A 17325-nucleotide genomic window follows, 5' to 3' on the forward strand; every position below is an offset into this window, starting at 1 on the left:
AGCCACTGCCCCATTAAGGAAATTTGCTCTCTCAAAGCACTCTGTCAGCAAACAATAACAGCACACAACAATTGAAAAACCAGTGTTGTTTTGCGGAGACTACGGGAGAAGTTCTATGAAGAAATTTGAAATTTTCTATGTGCATCCGTATTTTTTTGGGCACTCTGACCCTAGCGAATGTTCCAGATTGACACACACTTTGGAGCACGATCGGGAATTTGTGGGTTTGCAGATCTGAATGATTCCGCATTATCCCGACGCAAGAAGCCCGTTGAGCGACACGGAGTGGATCCTGAGTTTACTGAAATCACCGACATCATGACTGAAGATCCCGTTCTGAACATTAAGTTCTGAGCATTGCTGATCATGAAAGTCAGGAATGTATTGAAGTCGTGAATGTTAAGTACTGTGCTTTGAACTGAAGGCTGAGAGATCAAAAATCATGCAGACATCGAAACCATTGGCTCAAGTTGCTGCAATGATCCCCTGGATGGTGATGAGCGGATTGGGGGTCAGTGTTTCCGCAGTTGCGCAAACAACCCAGCCGGAATCTCAGACTGCTCACCCGATTACCCAAAATCCAGTCCCGACGGACTTCAGTTCAAACACCCATTCTATTTTTGAGCAGATTGAAGCCCTCGGAACAGAGACCGCTACCCCGATCGCGGGGATGGAGCAGGTGACTGCAACGGCCCAATTAACGGATGTCCAGCCCCAGGACTGGGCTTTTCAAGCGTTGCAATCGCTAGTGGAACGCTATGGATGTATTGCAGGCTATCCCGATCGCACCTTTCGAGGTAACCAAGCGCTAACACGCTACGAGTTTGCCGCTGGCTTGAATGCTTGCATGGATCGCGTGAGTGAATTGGTGAATGCTGCCACCGACTCCTTGGCACAAAAGGAAGATTTAGTAACCCTGCAAAAGCTACAGGAAACCTTTGCTGCGGAGTTAGCAACCCTGCGGGGGCGCGTTGATGGCTTAGAAAGCCGAACTGCCACCTTGGAGAAGCAGCAGTTTTCCACCACCACGAAATTGATGGGGATCACGATCGTGGGATTTCAGGGAACTAGCGAAAATACGGCGCGGCGCGGTGGACAAGCAACTCGAGACACCAGTACCAACGTCAATCTCATCAACTGGAACTATCTCATCCTCAACACTGCCTTTAGTCCCACCAGTGTCTTAACCACCAGTTTGCTCAACATTAATGGCAACGGGGGACCGAAGGGATCATTTGTCCGATCGATCAATGACGATCGGGTGGGGTATGACTTTTTTGATGTGCCTGGTTTGCAGCTTTTCGATCTGAATTACCGCTTCTTGGTGGGCAATAAATTGGCTGGCTTTGTGGGCACGGAAGGCATCTATACCTATGCAGCCTTCCGAGGCCCCAACCGAGTTGAAAGTGCTGCCACCGGGCCGATTTCCCTCTTTGCCCAGCGAAATCCCATCCTCAATCTGGGTTTAGGTCGCGGGGGGGCAGGGTTTGACTGGCAATTTGCTAAACGGGCCAGCTTGCAAGGGGTCTATCACACCAATATTCCGGGTGTGTTTCCCAGTGCATCCGGCCCCAAAGGTCACAACACCTTCGGATTTCAGTTGGCGCTCACCCCGATCGATCCCCTGGATATCAATATTTACTACGTCAATAACTATGCACCTGATGGCATTCCCCTCGGGTTTGTTGGGGATGATATTCTGACTGCGCCCAATCTCACCACAGGTAACTTTCCCCCCCTGTCCACCCATGCGATCGGCACTAGTGTGAACTGGCAAGTCTCGCCCAAACTGTCCGTCGGTGGCTGGTTTGGCTATACCAACTCCCATATTCCGGGGCAGTCCGGCAATGTGGAAACCACAAATTACATGGCGTATCTGAACTTCCCAGATTTGTTTGGCAAGGGCAATCTGGGGGGAATTTATGTCGGCCAACCCCCCAAAATTGTCAGCAGCAATTTACCGATCGGGAGCAATTATCCCGATTTCCTGACAACAGGTGCAGGACGGGCGGGCGGACAACCGGGAACCAGTACCCATGTGGAAGTGTTCTATCGCTGGCAGGTCAACGATCGCATCAGCATCACGCCAGGATTCTTTGTGGTTTTCCAACCGGGACATTCTCCAGATAGTGACCCGATCGCTGTTGGTGCCCTGCGCACAGCTTTTACTTGGTAGAAGTTTTACTTGGTAGAAGACGCCATCCCCAATCCCACGCTCCGTAGATTTGCTGCGTAAATTTACGGGAAGTTTGCCTCTGTTGAAGTGACTTCAACGATTCTCAAGTCACCTCAACGAATCCCGATAAATGGATGGATCATCTCAATCTAGCCTCCATCCAAGTGTTATCAAACCTACACTGGGGCACTTTCAGCAGAGACTGGGGTACTTGCGACTGCGGGTGGCACCCGATGACTGGATACCTTACAAAACTTCAAGACGCGACCCTGCCGGATTCCGTGAAAGTTCGCTTATGGGATCTTGAGCACACTGGCTAGACTTTCCATAGATTGGGTGTCGCAGGGCTCAATGGCCGCTAATACTTTCTACTGTAGCTATGAATTGAAAGCGTGACTTCACCCCAACGGGTTACCGGGTTACCTACAGCTTTTTGGACAGGCTTTCTATCCATTCATAAACGCGGTCATTTGCCAGCGATCGGTTGCTCTGAATATGCAAATTGGAAAGTTTCAACATCATGATGAAATTAATGCCTTGTGCCGTTGTGGCAGGTGTCGTGGGCTGTGTTGTGCTGGGGAGTGCACCTGCTAAGGCCGAGAATTTAATAACCGAGGAATTGCGATCGACTCCCTCTTCGCAGCTTGTAGCTGAGGAGTCTAATAATCCCCCCCAATCCGCCACAGAAAATCTGAACCGTCAAGAACAACTGCCTTCAGGTCGATCGGAGACGCAGGTGGAAGTCGCTCAAGCTGAGGCTGAGACTCCGGTCAATGCTCCCGCTGCAAAACCCGCTAGTGTGCGGATTCCGATGATGAGTCGGATTTTTCCTTGCCCGTCTATGATGCAGTAGTTATTGAATCTACCCCGTCAACTTGACTTCATCCTCTAGGACTTCAATTCGTCCTAGAGGATTTTTTATACGCCTAATGCTATCTAAAGGATGAGCGATCGGGGGTGCCTTGAAAACCTGCAAAACCCTAGCGGAAAACCGGGGTATACTAGAGTTAATCATTTTGTAGTTGCCGAACGGGCTTAGCTTCAACTGTGGAACTGTCCTGTAAAAGTGAGTATGCGCTCCTAGCCCTACTGGAACTTGCTATTCGCTACCAGAGTAGTGAGCCCCTGCAAATTCGCCAAATTTCAGCCCAGCAAAATATTCCCGATCGCTACCTAGAGCAATTACTAGCGACATTGCGCCGAGGTGGCATTGTGAAGTCTCAACGGGGCGCAAAGGGGGGCTATCTGTTAGCGCGGGAACCCTGGAAAATTTCCCTATTCGATGTGTTGAATTGTCTAGAAGGTGTGGAAGCTCGGGACGATGAGGGCGATCGGGAAGGTAACGCCAATAGGACACTAGAAAATAAGGTTGTGGATGAAATTTGGCAGGAAGCCTGCCAAGCGGCCCATGCCGTTCTCCAAAACTACACCCTCCAAGAACTCATCGATCGCCGGGACGCCTGCCGGCAGCTGGATTTGATGTACTACATCTAGCTAGTTCGATGCATCCTTGGTTAGTCAATTTTCGTCTTAGTCAAAATTTTGTCTCAGTCGATCTGCGGCTAATCAAGCTTCGAGTTGCGATCGGTCAAGGGATCGGTTAATCGGTATTACACCCGAGTCGAATATTTCAGCGAAAACCATTATGCACATTGCCCAAAATATTACCCAACTCATCGGTCGGACTCCCCTAGTGCGGCTCAATCGCATTCCCCAAGCGGAGGGCTGCGTTGCTGAAATCGTCGTTAAGTTAGAAAGTATGAATCCCTCGTCTTCCGTGAAGGATCGCATTGGGATCAGCATGATTGAAGCCGCAGAACGGGAGGGGCTAATTACACCAGGTAAAACGATACTGGTGGAACCCACGTCAGGTAATACGGGCATCGCCTTGGCCATGTCAGCCGCCGCCAAGGGCTACCGTTTGATTCTGACAATGCCAGAGACGATGAGTGCAGAAAGACGGGCCATGTTGCGGGCCTATGGAGCCGAGTTGGAGCTGACTCCCGGCATTGAAGGTATGGCAGGTTGTATTCAACGGGCCCAAAAAATTGTGGATACGACCCCCAATGCCTACATGCTGCAACAATTTCGCAACCCAGCGAATCCAGCCATCCATCGCCGCACGACCGCAGAAGAAATTTGGGCAGACACCGATGGGCAGGTGGATTTCCTGATTGCTGGGGTTGGGACAGGCGGCACCTTAACGGGCGTTGCAGAGGTGATTAAACAGCGAAATCCTAAGTTTCAGGCGATCGCGGTGGAACCCCTGAATAGTCCTGTGCTTTCTGGCGGTAAACCAGGGCCCCATAAGATTCAAGGGATTGGTGCGGGCTTTATTCCCCCCGTTTTGAACACTGCCTTAATTGATGAAGTGATTCAAGTGGCCGATGAAACCGCGATCGCGTTTAGCCGTCGTCTGGCCCGCGAGGAGGGTTTGCTTTCCGGTATTTCTACCGGAGCTGCCCTCAAAGCAGCCCTGGAAATTGGTCAACGCCCAGAAAATGCTGGCAAATTAATCGTGATGATTCAACCCAGTTTTGGAGAGCGCTATCTGAGTACGCCCCTCTTCCAAGACCCCGAATTTTTGCCTAATGGTTAACCCATTCCCGGCTAATCCTATTTCCGGCTAATCCCATCCCCATTTTATGATCCGGGTAGGGAGGAGAGAGGGATTGCAGGGCAGGAGCAGCAATCGTCCAGGGTAAAATGGGGTCATGGCGACCTCTTCTACCCATTACGACACGCTTGAATTGCCGCCGACGGCTACCCAAGACGAAATTAAGCAAGCTTATCGACGGCTTGCGAAAAAATTTCATCCCGATCGCAATTCCACTGCGGCTTGCCAGGAGACTTTTCAGCGACTGAGTGCAGCCTATGAGGTATTGGCCGATCCGCTTTCCCGTCGATCCTATGACCAGCAATTGCGCTATGTCCCAACGGTCGATTTTTCCGATCGGCAGACGCGATCGGCAGACGCTCAAGCATCCTATCGCCAACAACGCCAAGCTGAGAAAGATAGTGATGAGCAACTGCGGCAGTGGCTGAATCGAGTATATACTCCGGTGAATCGGCACCTGAACCACATCATCAAGCCCCTTCGGGGACAGATCAAGGAGCTTTCAGCAGATCCGTTCGATGATGAATTAATGGCAGCGTTTCAAGCCTATATCGAAACGAGTCGATCGACCTTAGATAAGTCCCAAACCGTCTTCAAATCCATCCCCAATCCGCCCATGACAGCGGGTGCTGCCGCCCATTTGTACTACTGCATGAACCAGTTGGGCGACGCCCTAGACGAATTGGAATACTTCAGCCACAACTATGACGAAACATACCTACATACCGGGTATGAAATGTTTCGAATTGCTGAGGGATTGCGTAAAGACGCGCAGGCCGCTGTCAGAAGCCTTCGACCATAATTGTCCATAACTTACATACCTGTGCATGAAGTCATTGCGCATGCATTAACTGTGCATGAATTATGCATGGGGCAGTGCAGCCATTGTTTGCTACAAGCAGAAATGGCTCTTCGAGATCTGGAAAACTCGATCGAAACATTGTGGATCTCAGTGTGGATTTCAGTGCGTCCTTGTCATCTGCCCTCCACCACCTTCAACTTCTGAGTTGGCGCTTACTCAGGGAGATTGAGGCACGATCGATCGACATGATGCAGCCAAATGCTGCACCAGAATTAAGCAGAGATACGCCGATATGTCATGGGAATCTGATGATCTTTACCAGAAAAACATCAAAAATCTGATAAAGTACCCGACTTTTTTCCAGGTTAATGCTAGGTTAAATATAGGTTAAGCAAATAAGAGTTCAATCCTTGCTGAAAGGGGAGACCACTTGATGGAGCAAAAACTGACGTCCTAAATGTTGATGAATGTTGATAAAACAATTCATCCCCTAGGAATAAGGTGAAGCAGACATAGTCAATGTCAATCACTCAATGAGAGAAGGCGGTTAAAAAGATGTCTGATAAGTTTGACTTTATTAATCCTCGTAGCCGGTACCGAGGCCAAGTCAAGCCGGAAAACCTTGTATTTAATGCAAATCTTCAAGAGTTTGCTCAACGAGTGATGACGATTTCAAATCTTGAAACCGGGGGCAAAATCTCTCCAGAGCAGTCCTACGAGCAAATCAAGCTTCTGTGGAAAGAATTAAAGCGCAGCAAAAAAGCCCTTGGCATTGGCAATAATTCTCCTTTCAACGGAGGATCTGCGGAGGCAAGTTAATGGATTCGGCCATTTCACTGGTTGTTGGACTCTTGAATAGATTCAGCCAACTAGATTTGTGAATCCAGAAGAGGCGCTCAAGTAGGCTGATTGTTCAGCGGTCTTGAGCGCCTCTTCCTTTGTCATGAGTGCGGTATTTACCAGTGTCGTGATTACGGTATCTATCAACACGGTATCTATCAACGTAGTTAAAACGTAGTTAAACCGCGATCGGAACTTTGCCAATCACCTGTTCGTAGTACCCCTGAAGTTGACGGGTAGCGGCAGACCAACTCCAGCGCTCTGCCTCAGTTCGAGCGTTCTGGCGTAGAAGATTACGCTCTTGGGGATTGGCGAATAACCGTTGAGTTGCTTTGATGGCCCCTGCTTCATCCTGGGGTTCAAAGAGAAAGCCGTTGACTCCGTCCGTCACGATATCAGGGATGCCACCGGAATTGGCGGCAATGACAGGACACCCTGCGGCCATTGCTTCTAGGAGTACCAGTCCTAAGGTTTCTGTACGGGAAGGGAAAATAAAGGCATCAGCAGACGCATAGGCAGAACCCAGTTCTTTCCCTTGTAGATAACCGACAAAATGGGTGCGGGTGCCTGCAAAGTGAGCTTCCAAATTTTTACGATTGGGGCCATCCCCCACAAGGGCTAACCGGGCGTTTGGAATAGCTTCTAGGACGGGTTTAATGCGATCTATTTCCTTCTCTGCTCCTAGGCGGCCCACGTAGAGTAACAGCGGATCCTCAGGATGGCCTTGGGAGAGATGGTGGCGCATCTGCTGACTCATCAAGCTGGGTTCGAAGGTTTCGGTATCCACTCCCCGCTGCCAGAGATCCACTCGCTCAATGCCGCGTTCGACTAATGCTTCTACCATAGCTGTGGAAGTACACAGATTCAGCCGCGCCTGATTATGGGTCAATTTCAGGAGTTCCCAGAGTACCGGTTCCAATAGCCCCAAGCCATAGTGCTCCAAATATTTCGGGAGATGGGTATGGTAGGACGCCATTAAAGGAACGTTATGGGCCTTGGCATAGAGCACGCCCCCCACGCCTAAAATTGCGGGATTAACCACATGGATGATGTCCGGCTGAAATTGTTTGAGCGCTTCTCCGATCGCCGGTCTGGGAAAAGCCATTTTCAATTCTGGATACCAAGGTAAGGGATAACCCGAGACACCATAAATCCGTGCCCCTTGATATTCCGTTAACCCACCATCTGGACAAAACACCATCACCTCATTGCCCAAACGTTGGAGATGCTCAACGGTATGCTTGAGGCGAGTCACAATACCGTCTACTTTGGGCAGAAAGGTTTCGGTAAATAGGGCAATTTTCATCATCACTGATCAAGGTTCAAAGGATTTGGAAGAATGGGGCAGTCCACAAAGGCCATGGATCCCGATCGTAACCATTGTCCAACCCAGCAAAACTCCCACCCCTTCAGCAAAGCAATTGATGCGATGGCGATCTTCAGCAGCCTTGGCAAGCAATACCTGCTGAACGGTAGGCTTACCATCCGCGATCGTGGAAAGGCGAGTGACTGCCCGATCTAATTCCTGCCAATCCAGCAATAGATTGTGGGCGCTATACCCGGTTAAACCCAATCCTGGGGCGATCGTGGTTGTGCAGATGAGAGCAATGCGTATGATAGGGTTCATCGGATTTGGGATAGCTACAACGACCGAAGGGTCATGCTCAATAGCTACCCCATCAATCCAGTGAACTCCGTTATTTCCACTTCACTTTGGGCAGAATTTCATTCATATCTACCCGATGCTTGTACTTCGTGGCAAAGTTCAGCAGGGAATCTAGGAGCGAATCCGAAAGATAGTGGGGCTGAAGGCCCAGATCGATCAACTTCGTATTCTTCGCGTTGAAGTAATGTTCTTCTTTCTCAACGCGAGGATTTTCCAAGTGATTAATTTCCACCTTCAAGCCCAGGGTTGCGCCAGCCTTTTGCACCATGGTCGCCAAATCACTGATGCTAAAGAGTTCGGTGAATTGGTTGAATACTCGGAATTCACCAGGTTCTGCTGGATTGTTGATGGCGATTTCCACACAGCGCACAGTGTCACGAATATCTAGGAATCCACGGGTTTGGCCGCCTTTTCCATAAACCGTGAGGGGGTGGTCAATGGCCGCTTGGATACAGAAGCGGTTGAGGGCAGTACCATAGATGCCGTCATAGTCCAAACGGTTGATCAACAACTCGTCCATGCCGGTTTCTTCCGTTAACACGCCATAGACGACGCCTTGGTTCAAGTCCGTGGCCCGGAGTCCCCATACACGGCAAGCAAAGTGAATGTTGTGGGAATCGTGAACTTTGCTGAGGTGGTAGAACGATCCGGGTTGCTTGGGATAGGGCAGGGTATCTTTGCGACCGTTGTGTTCGATCGTGATGTAGCCCTCTTCAATGTCGATGTTGGGAGTGCCATACTCACCCATGGTGCCTAACTTAACCAGGTGGCAATCGGGGAAGTGTTCTTTAATGGCGTAAAGAATATTCAGGTTGCCGATGACGTTGTTGCTTTGAGTCAATACGGCATGTTCCCGATCGATCATAGAGAAGGGAGCCGAACGTTGTTCACCAAAGTGGACAATAGCCTCTGGCTGAAAGTCAAGGAGGGATTTAATCAGAAAGTCGTAGTTGCAGATGTCACCAATGTACAAATCAATGGTTTTGCCAGTGATATCTTTCCAGCGTTGGATGCGTTGTTGAATCGGTGCGATCGGGGTGAGCGTATCAATTTGCAGTTCGTTATCCCAATGTCGTCGGATCAAGCTATCGAGGATTCCAACTTCATGACCTTGATTGGAGAGATACAGAGCGGTTGCCCATCCACAATAGCCGTCGCCACCAATAACTAAGACTTTCATCGCGTTTTGTCTTGCTTGCTGATACTTTTGCCAAATCTACCAGGTTTGGGGATCTTTAGCCATGGCAAATGAGGGGGAAAACTCAGGAAAAAAACGGATCTCAAAAAAGGGGTAAAGGTCAATTTAAGAGGGTTAAGAAACCCTCTAACCACGGTTTAAAAATTCCTCGTTTTAAGAGGTTTGAAGGATAGATTATCCAGCCTCATCGATCGAGAGTACGACCAGGAAAACGCGAACGGATAAACGCAGATACCAACACAGATACAGCTACCAAGACTTGTCTAACAAAGAACTTGTCTAACACAAGGTGGGGAACTCCGCCAAGCGCCGATTCACCAGCAGATTACTGTACATCGAATTCACTCGAAAATTCACTCACCAACGAGATTTTGGCACTGAGCCATCCCCTATCATTTTGCACATCACTGTTGCTTACAGAAAAGGGTGATGACAGAAAAGGCATTGAAGTCTAATCAAAAAATTAGATTCCAATGCCCTAAAACATAATCTTGGCTAATCCAAACCTCGCAAACTGGACTCAAGGCAGCCCAGTAATCGTGAACCTTTCACCCAGGTTAGCCTTGCATCGAGGTCAGCCTGTTCCCTAAGAAGCAACTTTGGCGGTGACCCGTTGGCGAGTCGCTCGAGTTTTGGTGGGAGCCCCGATCGGATCATCCTGGGGGGTATCGGGCGTTTGCATCAAGAAGACGAGCAACGGACTGCTTTGGACTTCACGACGTAGGGTTCGCTGGACTTCCCGTTCGACGTGGTATTGCAAGCCCACCCAGTCAATATCCAATTTGCCCCCGTCCTTAATGGGTCGAGCATACTCACTCCAGCGATCGCCCAGAACATGCTCGATGCTGTTTTGGATTTTAGCCTGTAAAATTTCGCGGCTTAAGGTGGTGACCACACCCCGTAGGTGGACTTCCGGCTTGGTCATCAGTTTGCCGTTCCAATTGACGGTAGCCGCCACGGTGACCACACCATCCCCTGCCAAGTGTTGCCGCTCCTTCAAAACTTTGTCATCGACAACACCCGATCGAGAGGTATCCATTAACTCAATCCCCGCTGGTACCCGATCGCCCTTACGAATGGCATCCTTGGTCAGTTCAACAGTATCACCGTTATCAATGATGACCATATTTTCCGCAGGTATCCCCATGGACTGTGCCGTTTGGGAGTGCTTGACCAACATCCGGTGCTCACCATGGACGGGTAGGAAAAAGCGGGGCTTGGTCAGGGCTAACATCAGTTTTTGGTCTTCTTGGCAGGCGTGGCCGGAAACGTGGATTCCCGCCTCTTTTCCGTAAACCACCTTGGCACCCTGCATCATCAGCTTGTCGATCGTATTGACCACGGCGATCGTGTTACCCGGAATCGGATTCGCTGAGAAAACAACGGTATCGCCTTGCCGCACTTTAATTTGGCGGTGTTCCTGATTGGCGATTCGGGTTAGGGCAGACATGGGTTCGCCCTGGGAGCCCGTGGTTAAAATCACCAGTTTGTTATCAGGCATTTTGGAGGCCATATTCAGCGGCACCAAGGTATCATCCTTGCACTTGATATACCCCAAGGTGCGGGCATGGGCAATCACGTTCAACATCGATCGCCCTAAGACTGCCACCGATCGGCCATACTTCTCCGCCAACTCCAAAATCATGTTGACGCGGTGAACGGAAGACGCAAAGGTCGTAATGATCAACCGTCCCTGGGCTTGCATGTAGACTTTTTCCAAGTTCGGGAATACCGCCCGTTCCGAAGGTGTAAACCCTGGGACTTCTGAGTTGGTTGAGTCGCTAATTAAGCAATGCACACCCTTTTCACCATACTCAGCCAACCGTTGCAGATCGAAGCATTCCCCATCCACAGGGGTGTGATCGAACTTGAAGTCACCCGTGTGAATCACCACCCCCACGGGCGTGTGCAGGGCGATGGAGAAACTATCCGCAATGGAATGGGTATTCCGAATGAATTCCACTAAGAAGTACGATCCAATTCGGATGAAATCCCGAGGACCCACAGGACGCAGTTCGGTGCGATCGGCTACGCCCGCTTCCTGTAACTTCCCTTCTAGCAGGGCGAGGGCGAGCCGAGGCCCGTACATGACAGGGATATTAATTTGTTTGAGGTGAAAGGGAATCCCCCCAATGTGGTCTTCGTGGCCGTGGGTAATAATCATTCCCTTGATCTTGTGCTGATTTTCCCGCAGATAAGTCATATCAGGCAGCACAATATTGACCCCGTGCATTCCATCGGTTGGGAAGGCCAACCCGGCATCTAGGAGTAAAATTTCATCTCCGTATTCAAAGACGCAGGTGTTTTTGCCAATTTCGTGCAAACCACCGAGGGGAATCACTTTGAGGACTTCTTCGTTCGTTTTAGACATGGATTTTGGGTTGTTCAGTACAGTAAAAAATTAGAAATATGAAACTTTAGAGTGAGCATCCACTGAGAACGAGCATTCACCATGGTGCTGGGAGAAGGCAGATCTGAGGCTGTTGGCTCAGAGATTGCGCCCACCGTTATCGAGGCTCATCGGCGCAGTCTCAAGCCGTCTGGCTCCCCATCCTGGCAAATGGTTGAACGAGGGAAGCCATCAGCCTGAATGCAGAGGAGGCTGAACCCAACGATCTAACCTGTCGGTCGCAAAGGAATCGCATGATAGGAATTCGGGGTGTTCAAGCAGTGATAGGACATAAGGACGATCGTGAAATTAGGCATAAGCAAGTGAGATTCGGTGACTGTTTTGCAGACATTGACTGTTTTGCAGACATTCATCGGCAAGTTATTCAATTGTCAAAACTTTTTCCACCAGAGCTTGAATGGGTTCAATGCGGGTTCGTTTCTCATCCGCCAGCATTGGTGGATTGATTATTCAAGGTTGAGAGGTCACCGTCATGGAGCGGTAGCCATCCCTTAGAGAAGATGCAGATCATGCAGCACTTGTTTTAACTCTGTAACGAGTGACTCAGGAGCTTCACCCAAGGGGAGACGACAGGATCCTACTTCCCAGCCCATTAATCGCATGGCAGCTTTCACAAGGATTGGATTCGTGGTTAGAAAGAGGGCTTTACATAGCGGTAAAAGCTGAATATGCAAGTCTCTTGCCACCGTAGTGTTGCCTCGCTCAAATGCTTGGATCATTTGTTGCAACTGATTACCCGCGACATGACTGGCCACACTAACTACTCCGCATCCCCCCACTGCCAAAATCGGCAACGTGAGCGAATCATCCCCGGAGTAAATCAAAAACTCTGGGGGAGTTAACCGCCGAACTTGACTAACTTGATCAAGATTCCCACTTGCCTCCTTTATAGCAACAATATTGGAAATTTCGGCTAGACGGGCCACAGTTTCCGGCAACAAATTTTGACTGGTACGTCCTGGAACGTTGTACAGCATGATGGGCAAGTCTGGAGCCGCCTCAGCGATCGCTCGAAAATGCTGATACAACCCATCCTGTGGGGGCTTGTTGTAGTAGGGAACCACTTGCAGCGATCCATCCAACCCCAAGGCTTGGGCTTTTTGGGTAGCCGCGATCGCCTCCTGCGTGGAGTTGGATCCCGTGCCTGCCATGACCTTAGCTTTACCGGCCACTGCAGATTGAATCACTCGAAATAGCTCGAACTCCTCATCCCAACTCAAGGTCGGGGATTCCCCCGTCGTTCCGCAGACAACTAGCGTGTCACTACCGTTGTCCGCTAGATGGATTGCGAGTTTCTCTGCGATCGCATAATCGACCCGCCCCTCTGTATCAAAGGGGGTAATCATTGCTGTCAAGATCCGTCCAAAATTCACCACACCCGAATTTCACTCCTTGTTATTTGCCGTGAGTTATTTGCCGTGAGTTATTTGCCGTGAGTTCCCTACAGTCATCCTAGGGGGATGCATCCATGGAGCCTTGGCCCCTTTCAAAAACAACCCGCAGTCTGACCTAATCCAGCCCTTAGGTCATTCATCAATGAGGTCTCTGCATTAATCCTGACAAAATTTGCCATTGAGTCCACTTGTCCCCTTAAGCAGCAACAGCCGGTTTCAACCAACTTTTCTCCACGAGCAACTCGGCAATTTGCACGGCATTGAGGGCGGCACCTTTGCGAATTTGATCCCCGCAGAGCCATACTTCTAAACCATTTGGATTGGAAATGTCCTGACGAATCCGGCCAACAAGGACATCATCTTTCCCACTAGCATCCATCGGCATCGGGAAATAATTCTTCTCCCAGTCTTCTACCAGTTCAACTCCGGGAGCCTGACGGACTAATTCGCGGGCTTTTTCCACATCGAAGGGGCGATCGAACTCCAGGTTCAGTGCCTCAGAGTGGGCACGGAGCACCGGAACTCGCACACAGGTCGCTGTAATCCGCAGGTCAGACGCACCAAAGATTTTGCGGGTCTCGTTGACCATTTTCATTTCTTCTTCGCAGTAGCCGTTGTCGCCCAACTTTGAGTTATGGGGGAACAAATTGAAGGCTAAGGGGTAAGGCAAAATTTCTGGGGTGGGAGTTTCTCCATTAAGGATAGCCTGGGATTGGACTCTAACCTCTTCCATGGCCCGCGCGCCCGCACCACTCGCGGACTGGTAGGTGGCTGCAACAATCCGCCGGATGGGCTGCACCTGATGGAGGGGGTAAATCGCCACGGACATGAGAATCGTGGTGCAGTTGGGGTTAGCAATCACGCCCCTGTGGTTCCTAGCCGCCTCAGGATTCACCTCCGGCACAACTAAAGGAATCTCGGGTACCATGCGAAAGGCACTGGAATTGTCGATCATGACTGCGCCTGCTTCGACAATGCGATCGACCCAAGCTTTGGAAATGGAAGCCCCGGCAGAGGCAAGAACAATGTCAACTCCCTTAAAGGAGTCCTCATTGACGGCTTCAACTAAAATATTTTGACCTTGAAAAGGTAAAGTCACTCCTGCAGAGCGGGGAGATGCCAGCAATTTTAATTCCGAGATGGGAAACTGCCGCTCCTCCAACAGGGCCAGAAGCTCTGTTCCCACTGCACCTGTCGCGCCTAGGATGGCGACGCGATACGACTGACTCAAACCGAACCTCCTACAATCGAACCGTTTCTAGGGAAAACTTTTAATCTCAAACCCTGACTATTAATCTCAAAAATAGTGAGGAATCTCAAAAATCCAGTGAGTCTAAAATCCAGTGAGCCTAGAATCAACTGATTACAATCTTGACCCAAGCCCTTCTTACCGAATATTACCAATCTAATTACTGACTCTAAAAAATAATTGAACAACTGACCTCAAGGGGAAATCTCTATACTCCTTAAGTTTTGCGATCGTCCTTAACATAAGCCTCCCGAGGAGAGTTTCACAGGACCGCATCGGATCATTATCAAGAATTGCACGACCAAAGGACTCCCTCACGAGATTCATTCTTGCCCCTTACTTGATACCTCTTTCAGGTGCAGCCAGTTCTTCTCCTCAGCTCTTTTCCAATGCTCAGGTATTGCTCTAATGCTTCAGAAACCCATAGCTTCAGGAACCCATAGGTTGAACTTCCAGCAATGTGAAGTTAAAAGCTCCTAGGCCAGTAATTATACTTACTATTCAATTGAGTTTTCTGAATTCTATCGAACTTTCCGGATCACCCAGCACAAATTTTGTGATCGATTTCGAATTAATTTGTCGCAAAAATCCACAGAGTAAGTGAACGATCGCGCACACCAATGAGTTAGTATAGCTTACTGCGAAGCAGTGAATCTAGAGTTTTTACACGCGATGAAAGTAACCCAGGAAAAGCTACCCGCCAGCCAAATTGGCTTGGAGATTGAGATCCCGGCGGAAATGACCAAGAAAGCCTACGAGGCGACCATTCAAAAGTTCATGCGCCAAGCCAATATCCCTGGGTTCCGCAAAGGCAAGGTTCCCCGGCAGGTGGTGCTTCAGCGGTTTGGGGCTATGGGAATTAAAGCCACGGCCTTAGAAGATTTGATTGATACTGCTTTGAAGGATGCCCTCAAGCAGGAAAAAATTGATTCGCTGGGGAATTTCCAACTCAAGTCTGACTTCACAGGGTTGGTGGAAAGCTATGAACCTGGTACTCCGCTGACCTTTAAAGCCTCAGTAGACGTACAGCCCGAAGTAACCCTGAAGCAATATACCGGCTTGACCGTACAGGCGGAAGAAATTAAGGCGGATCCCGATCGGGTTGCAACCACCCTGGAAGGCTATCAAAAGCAACTGGCAACTTTGGTTCCCGTGGAAGATCGGGGGGCGCAACTGGGAGATGTGGCGGTGGTTGACTACCATGGTCGCTATACTCCTGATGCGGAGGGGGCTGAAGAAGTGGATGTCCCCGGTGGCAAAGCTGATAACTTCCAACTGGATATGGAAGAAGATCGCTTTGTGCCCGGCTTTGTTGCAGGGCTGATCGGTATGAAAGTCGGCGAAACCAAAGAAGTAGAAGTTCAGTTTCCCGAAGATTACTTCAGCGAAGAATTGCAGGGGCGGCCCGCGAAGTTTTCCATGACCTTGAAGGAACTCAAGGGACGGGAACTGCCGGAATTAGATGATGACTTCGCCAAAGAATTGAGCGAAGACGAATTTGAAACGATCGCGGCCCTGCGAGAAAATCTGGAAACTCGCTACCAAGAAGAGGCCGACGCCAAGACTAAGCAGAATAAAGAAACTGCACTGATCAATGCCCTGCTGACTCAAGTTGAGGTGGATTTGCCGGAAACTCTGGTGGAGCGGGAACTCAATTACATGATCACGCAAACCGCCATGCAGCTTCAGCAACAGGGAATGGATGTGCGGAAGCTGTTCAACGAAGACACGATCGCCATGCTGAAGGAGCGGTCCCGTGAAGAAGCCATCGATCGCCTGAAGCGCACCCTCGCCCTCGGCGAAGTGGCCAAGCAGCAAGAACTCAAAGTGGATGAGGCTGAACTCAACAGCAAGTTCAAAGAAACCATGGAAGCCTTACAAGGTCAGGATATTGATCCCGATCGCCTCCGCTCAGTCCTATCAGAAGATTTGCTAAAGGAGCAAATCATTGCTTGGCTCGAAGCCAATAACACGGTTGAGTTAGTACCTGAAGGAACCTTAGAAAGTCAGGACGACGAGACCGCTGAAGATGATTCAGAGGCCATTGAGGTCGCTACCGAAGTCGTAGAATAGGTCAACCCTCGGACTGGATAGAGATAAAGCTATCCAGTCTTAATCTTTTGGAGCAAAGATCAACTCCCACGGATTTGATCTTTCCGTAGATTTTCGGAAATCGCCAATGAATCCCTGGAAAACCCCGACAGACCTTGGCGACTTAAGGCATAATGTGAGCAAGAACGCTTAAAATCAAGGACTGCAACGGTTTAAACCGCTATGGTGATCTCTCAATCCTCCGGCTACGGGCTTACGAGTACTTGTCGTCATGACGTGATTTCGGCGTCAACGGTTGTTCCCATGGTGGTTGAGCAGTCTGGACGAGGCGAACGCGCCTTCGATATCTACTCTCGGCTTTTACGGGAACGTATTATCTTTTTGGGAACGGATGTCAACGATACGATCGCGGACTCTATCATTGCCCAGATGCTCTTTTTGGAAGCTGAGGATCCGGATAAAGATATTCAGCTGTATATCAACTCTCCAGGTGGATCGATCACCGCTGGCATGGGGATTTACGATACCATGCAGCAAGTGCGCTGTGATGTAGCGACCATTTGTTTTGGATTAGCCGCCAGCATGGGTGCGTTTCTCCTGTCGGGAGGAACCAAGGGTAAGCGGATGTCGCTTCCGAGTTCCCGAATCATGATTCACCAGCCCCTAGGGGGTGCCCAGGGGCAAGCCGTAGACATTGAAATCATGGCCCGGGAAATCCTTTATCACAAAGATACTTTGAATCGTTTGTTAGCGTCCCACACAGGACAGTCCCTAGAGCGAATTGCTGCTGATACGGAACGAGACTTCTTTATGTCTGCGGAAGAAGCACAGGAGTATGGCCTGATTGATAAGGTGATTTATCGCCAAGATCGTGTCGGGGCTGAATCTCTTGCTGTCGCTTCCTAACTTTTAGCGTCTGTC

At 49.8% G+C, this 17325-nt stretch carries 14 protein-coding genes; 8 read left to right on the forward strand and 6 right to left on the reverse strand.

Features of this window, described 5'->3' with window-relative positions:
* Positions 1-442 precede the first annotated feature (442 nt).
* The 6 genes from H6G21_RS08825 (at position 443) to H6G21_RS08850 (ending at position 6414) form a co-directional block, all read left to right on the forward strand.
* On the forward strand, positions 443-2176 hold the full coding sequence (locus tag H6G21_RS08825) for an iron uptake porin (protein WP_242041725.1): 1734 nt from the start codon (positions 443-445) through the stop codon (positions 2174-2176).
* 520 nt (positions 2177-2696) lie between these two features.
* On the forward strand, positions 2697-3029 hold the full coding sequence (locus H6G21_RS08830) for a hypothetical protein (RefSeq protein ID WP_190572800.1): 333 nt from the start codon (positions 2697-2699) through the stop codon (positions 3027-3029).
* Positions 3030-3223: 194 nt separating this feature from the next.
* Positions 3224-3670 carry an Rrf2 family transcriptional regulator gene (locus H6G21_RS08835; protein ID WP_190572803.1) on the forward strand — a complete coding sequence of 149 codons (447 nt, stop codon included), beginning with the start codon at positions 3224-3226 and terminating at the stop codon, positions 3668-3670.
* A gap of 151 nt (positions 3671-3821) precedes the next feature.
* Entirely contained in the window at positions 3822-4775 is a 954-nt protein-coding gene (gene cysK, locus H6G21_RS08840; protein ID WP_190572805.1) for a cysteine synthase A, read from the forward strand.
* Between the two features lie 115 nt (positions 4776-4890).
* Positions 4891-5595 carry a J domain-containing protein gene (locus tag H6G21_RS08845; RefSeq protein WP_190572807.1) on the forward strand — a complete coding sequence of 235 codons (705 nt, stop codon included), beginning with the start codon at positions 4891-4893 and terminating at the stop codon, positions 5593-5595.
* Between the two features lie 555 nt (positions 5596-6150).
* The gene (locus tag H6G21_RS08850) at positions 6151-6414 is read left to right on the forward strand and encodes a hypothetical protein (protein WP_190572810.1); all 264 of its coding nucleotides are present in this window, start codon (positions 6151-6153) and stop codon (positions 6412-6414) included.
* A 199-nt stretch (positions 6415-6613) separates the two neighbouring features.
* Here H6G21_RS08850 and H6G21_RS08855 read toward each other — a convergent pair whose 3' ends face one another.
* The 6 genes from H6G21_RS08855 to H6G21_RS08880 form a co-directional block, all read right to left on the reverse strand.
* Positions 6614-7741: a glycosyltransferase gene (locus H6G21_RS08855; RefSeq protein ID WP_190572886.1), complete on the reverse strand. Its 1128-nt coding sequence runs from the start codon at positions 7739-7741 to the stop codon at positions 6614-6616.
* Between the two features lie 9 nt (positions 7742-7750).
* Positions 7751-8062 (reverse strand): hypothetical protein, encoded by a 312-nt coding sequence (locus tag H6G21_RS08860; protein ID WP_190572812.1) that lies wholly within the window; start codon positions 8060-8062, stop codon positions 7751-7753.
* Between the two features lie 70 nt (positions 8063-8132).
* Complete coding sequence (locus H6G21_RS08865; protein ID WP_190572814.1) at positions 8133-9281, reverse strand: NAD-dependent epimerase/dehydratase family protein; 1149 nt, start codon at positions 9279-9281, stop codon at positions 8133-8135.
* Positions 9282-9885: 604 nt separating this feature from the next.
* Complete coding sequence (locus tag H6G21_RS08870) at positions 9886-11670, reverse strand: ribonuclease J (protein ID WP_190572816.1); 1785 nt, start codon at positions 11668-11670, stop codon at positions 9886-9888.
* Between the two features lie 530 nt (positions 11671-12200).
* Complete coding sequence (gene dapA / locus H6G21_RS08875; protein ID WP_190572818.1) at positions 12201-13085, reverse strand: 4-hydroxy-tetrahydrodipicolinate synthase; 885 nt, start codon at positions 13083-13085, stop codon at positions 12201-12203.
* A 214-nt stretch (positions 13086-13299) separates the two neighbouring features.
* Positions 13300-14334: an aspartate-semialdehyde dehydrogenase gene (locus H6G21_RS08880; protein WP_190572820.1), complete on the reverse strand. Its 1035-nt coding sequence runs from the start codon at positions 14332-14334 to the stop codon at positions 13300-13302.
* Between the two features lie 690 nt (positions 14335-15024).
* On the opposite strand from H6G21_RS08880, the gene tig reads away from it, so the two are divergent.
* Together tig and clpP are read left to right on the forward strand one after the other, a co-directional pair.
* Entirely contained in the window at positions 15025-16425 is a 1401-nt protein-coding gene (gene tig / locus H6G21_RS08885) for a trigger factor (RefSeq protein WP_190572822.1), read from the forward strand.
* 201 nt (positions 16426-16626) lie between these two features.
* Positions 16627-17310, forward strand: a complete 684-nt coding sequence (gene clpP / locus H6G21_RS08890; protein ID WP_190572825.1) for an ATP-dependent Clp endopeptidase proteolytic subunit ClpP — start codon at positions 16627-16629, stop codon at positions 17308-17310.
* The last annotated feature ends 15 nt before the right edge of the window (positions 17311-17325 follow it).

This window comes from Alkalinema sp. FACHB-956, from assembly GCF_014697025.1.
Taxonomy (GTDB): Bacteria; Cyanobacteriota; Cyanobacteriia; order Leptolyngbyales; family Leptolyngbyaceae; genus Alkalinema.

What these genes read in the sequence shown, in the direction of transcription:
- H6G21_RS08825 (WP_242041725.1), top strand. Translation starts at nt 443, where the DNA reads ATGCAGACATCGAAACCATTGGCTCAAGTTGCTGCAATGATCCCCTGG.
- H6G21_RS08830 (WP_190572800.1), top strand. Translation starts at nt 2,697, where the DNA reads ATGATGAAATTAATGCCTTGTGCCGTTGTGGCAGGTGTCGTGGGCTGT.
- cysK (WP_190572805.1), top strand. Translation starts at nt 3,822, where the DNA reads ATGCACATTGCCCAAAATATTACCCAACTCATCGGTCGGACTCCCCTA.
- H6G21_RS08845 (WP_190572807.1), top strand. Translation starts at nt 4,891, where the DNA reads ATGGCGACCTCTTCTACCCATTACGACACGCTTGAATTGCCGCCGACG.
- H6G21_RS08850 (WP_190572810.1), top strand. Translation starts at nt 6,151, where the DNA reads ATGTCTGATAAGTTTGACTTTATTAATCCTCGTAGCCGGTACCGAGGC.
- H6G21_RS08855 (WP_190572886.1), bottom strand. Translation starts at nt 7,741, where the DNA reads ATGAAAATTGCCCTATTTACCGAAACCTTTCTGCCCAAAGTAGACGGT.
- H6G21_RS08860 (WP_190572812.1), bottom strand. Translation starts at nt 8,062, where the DNA reads ATGAACCCTATCATACGCATTGCTCTCATCTGCACAACCACGATCGCC.
- H6G21_RS08865 (WP_190572814.1), bottom strand. Translation starts at nt 9,281, where the DNA reads ATGAAAGTCTTAGTTATTGGTGGCGACGGCTATTGTGGATGGGCAACC.
- H6G21_RS08870 (WP_190572816.1), bottom strand. Translation starts at nt 11,670, where the DNA reads ATGTCTAAAACGAACGAAGAAGTCCTCAAAGTGATTCCCCTCGGTGGT.
- tig (WP_190572822.1), top strand. Translation starts at nt 15,025, where the DNA reads ATGAAAGTAACCCAGGAAAAGCTACCCGCCAGCCAAATTGGCTTGGAG.
- clpP (WP_190572825.1), top strand. Translation starts at nt 16,627, where the DNA reads ATGGTGATCTCTCAATCCTCCGGCTACGGGCTTACGAGTACTTGTCGT.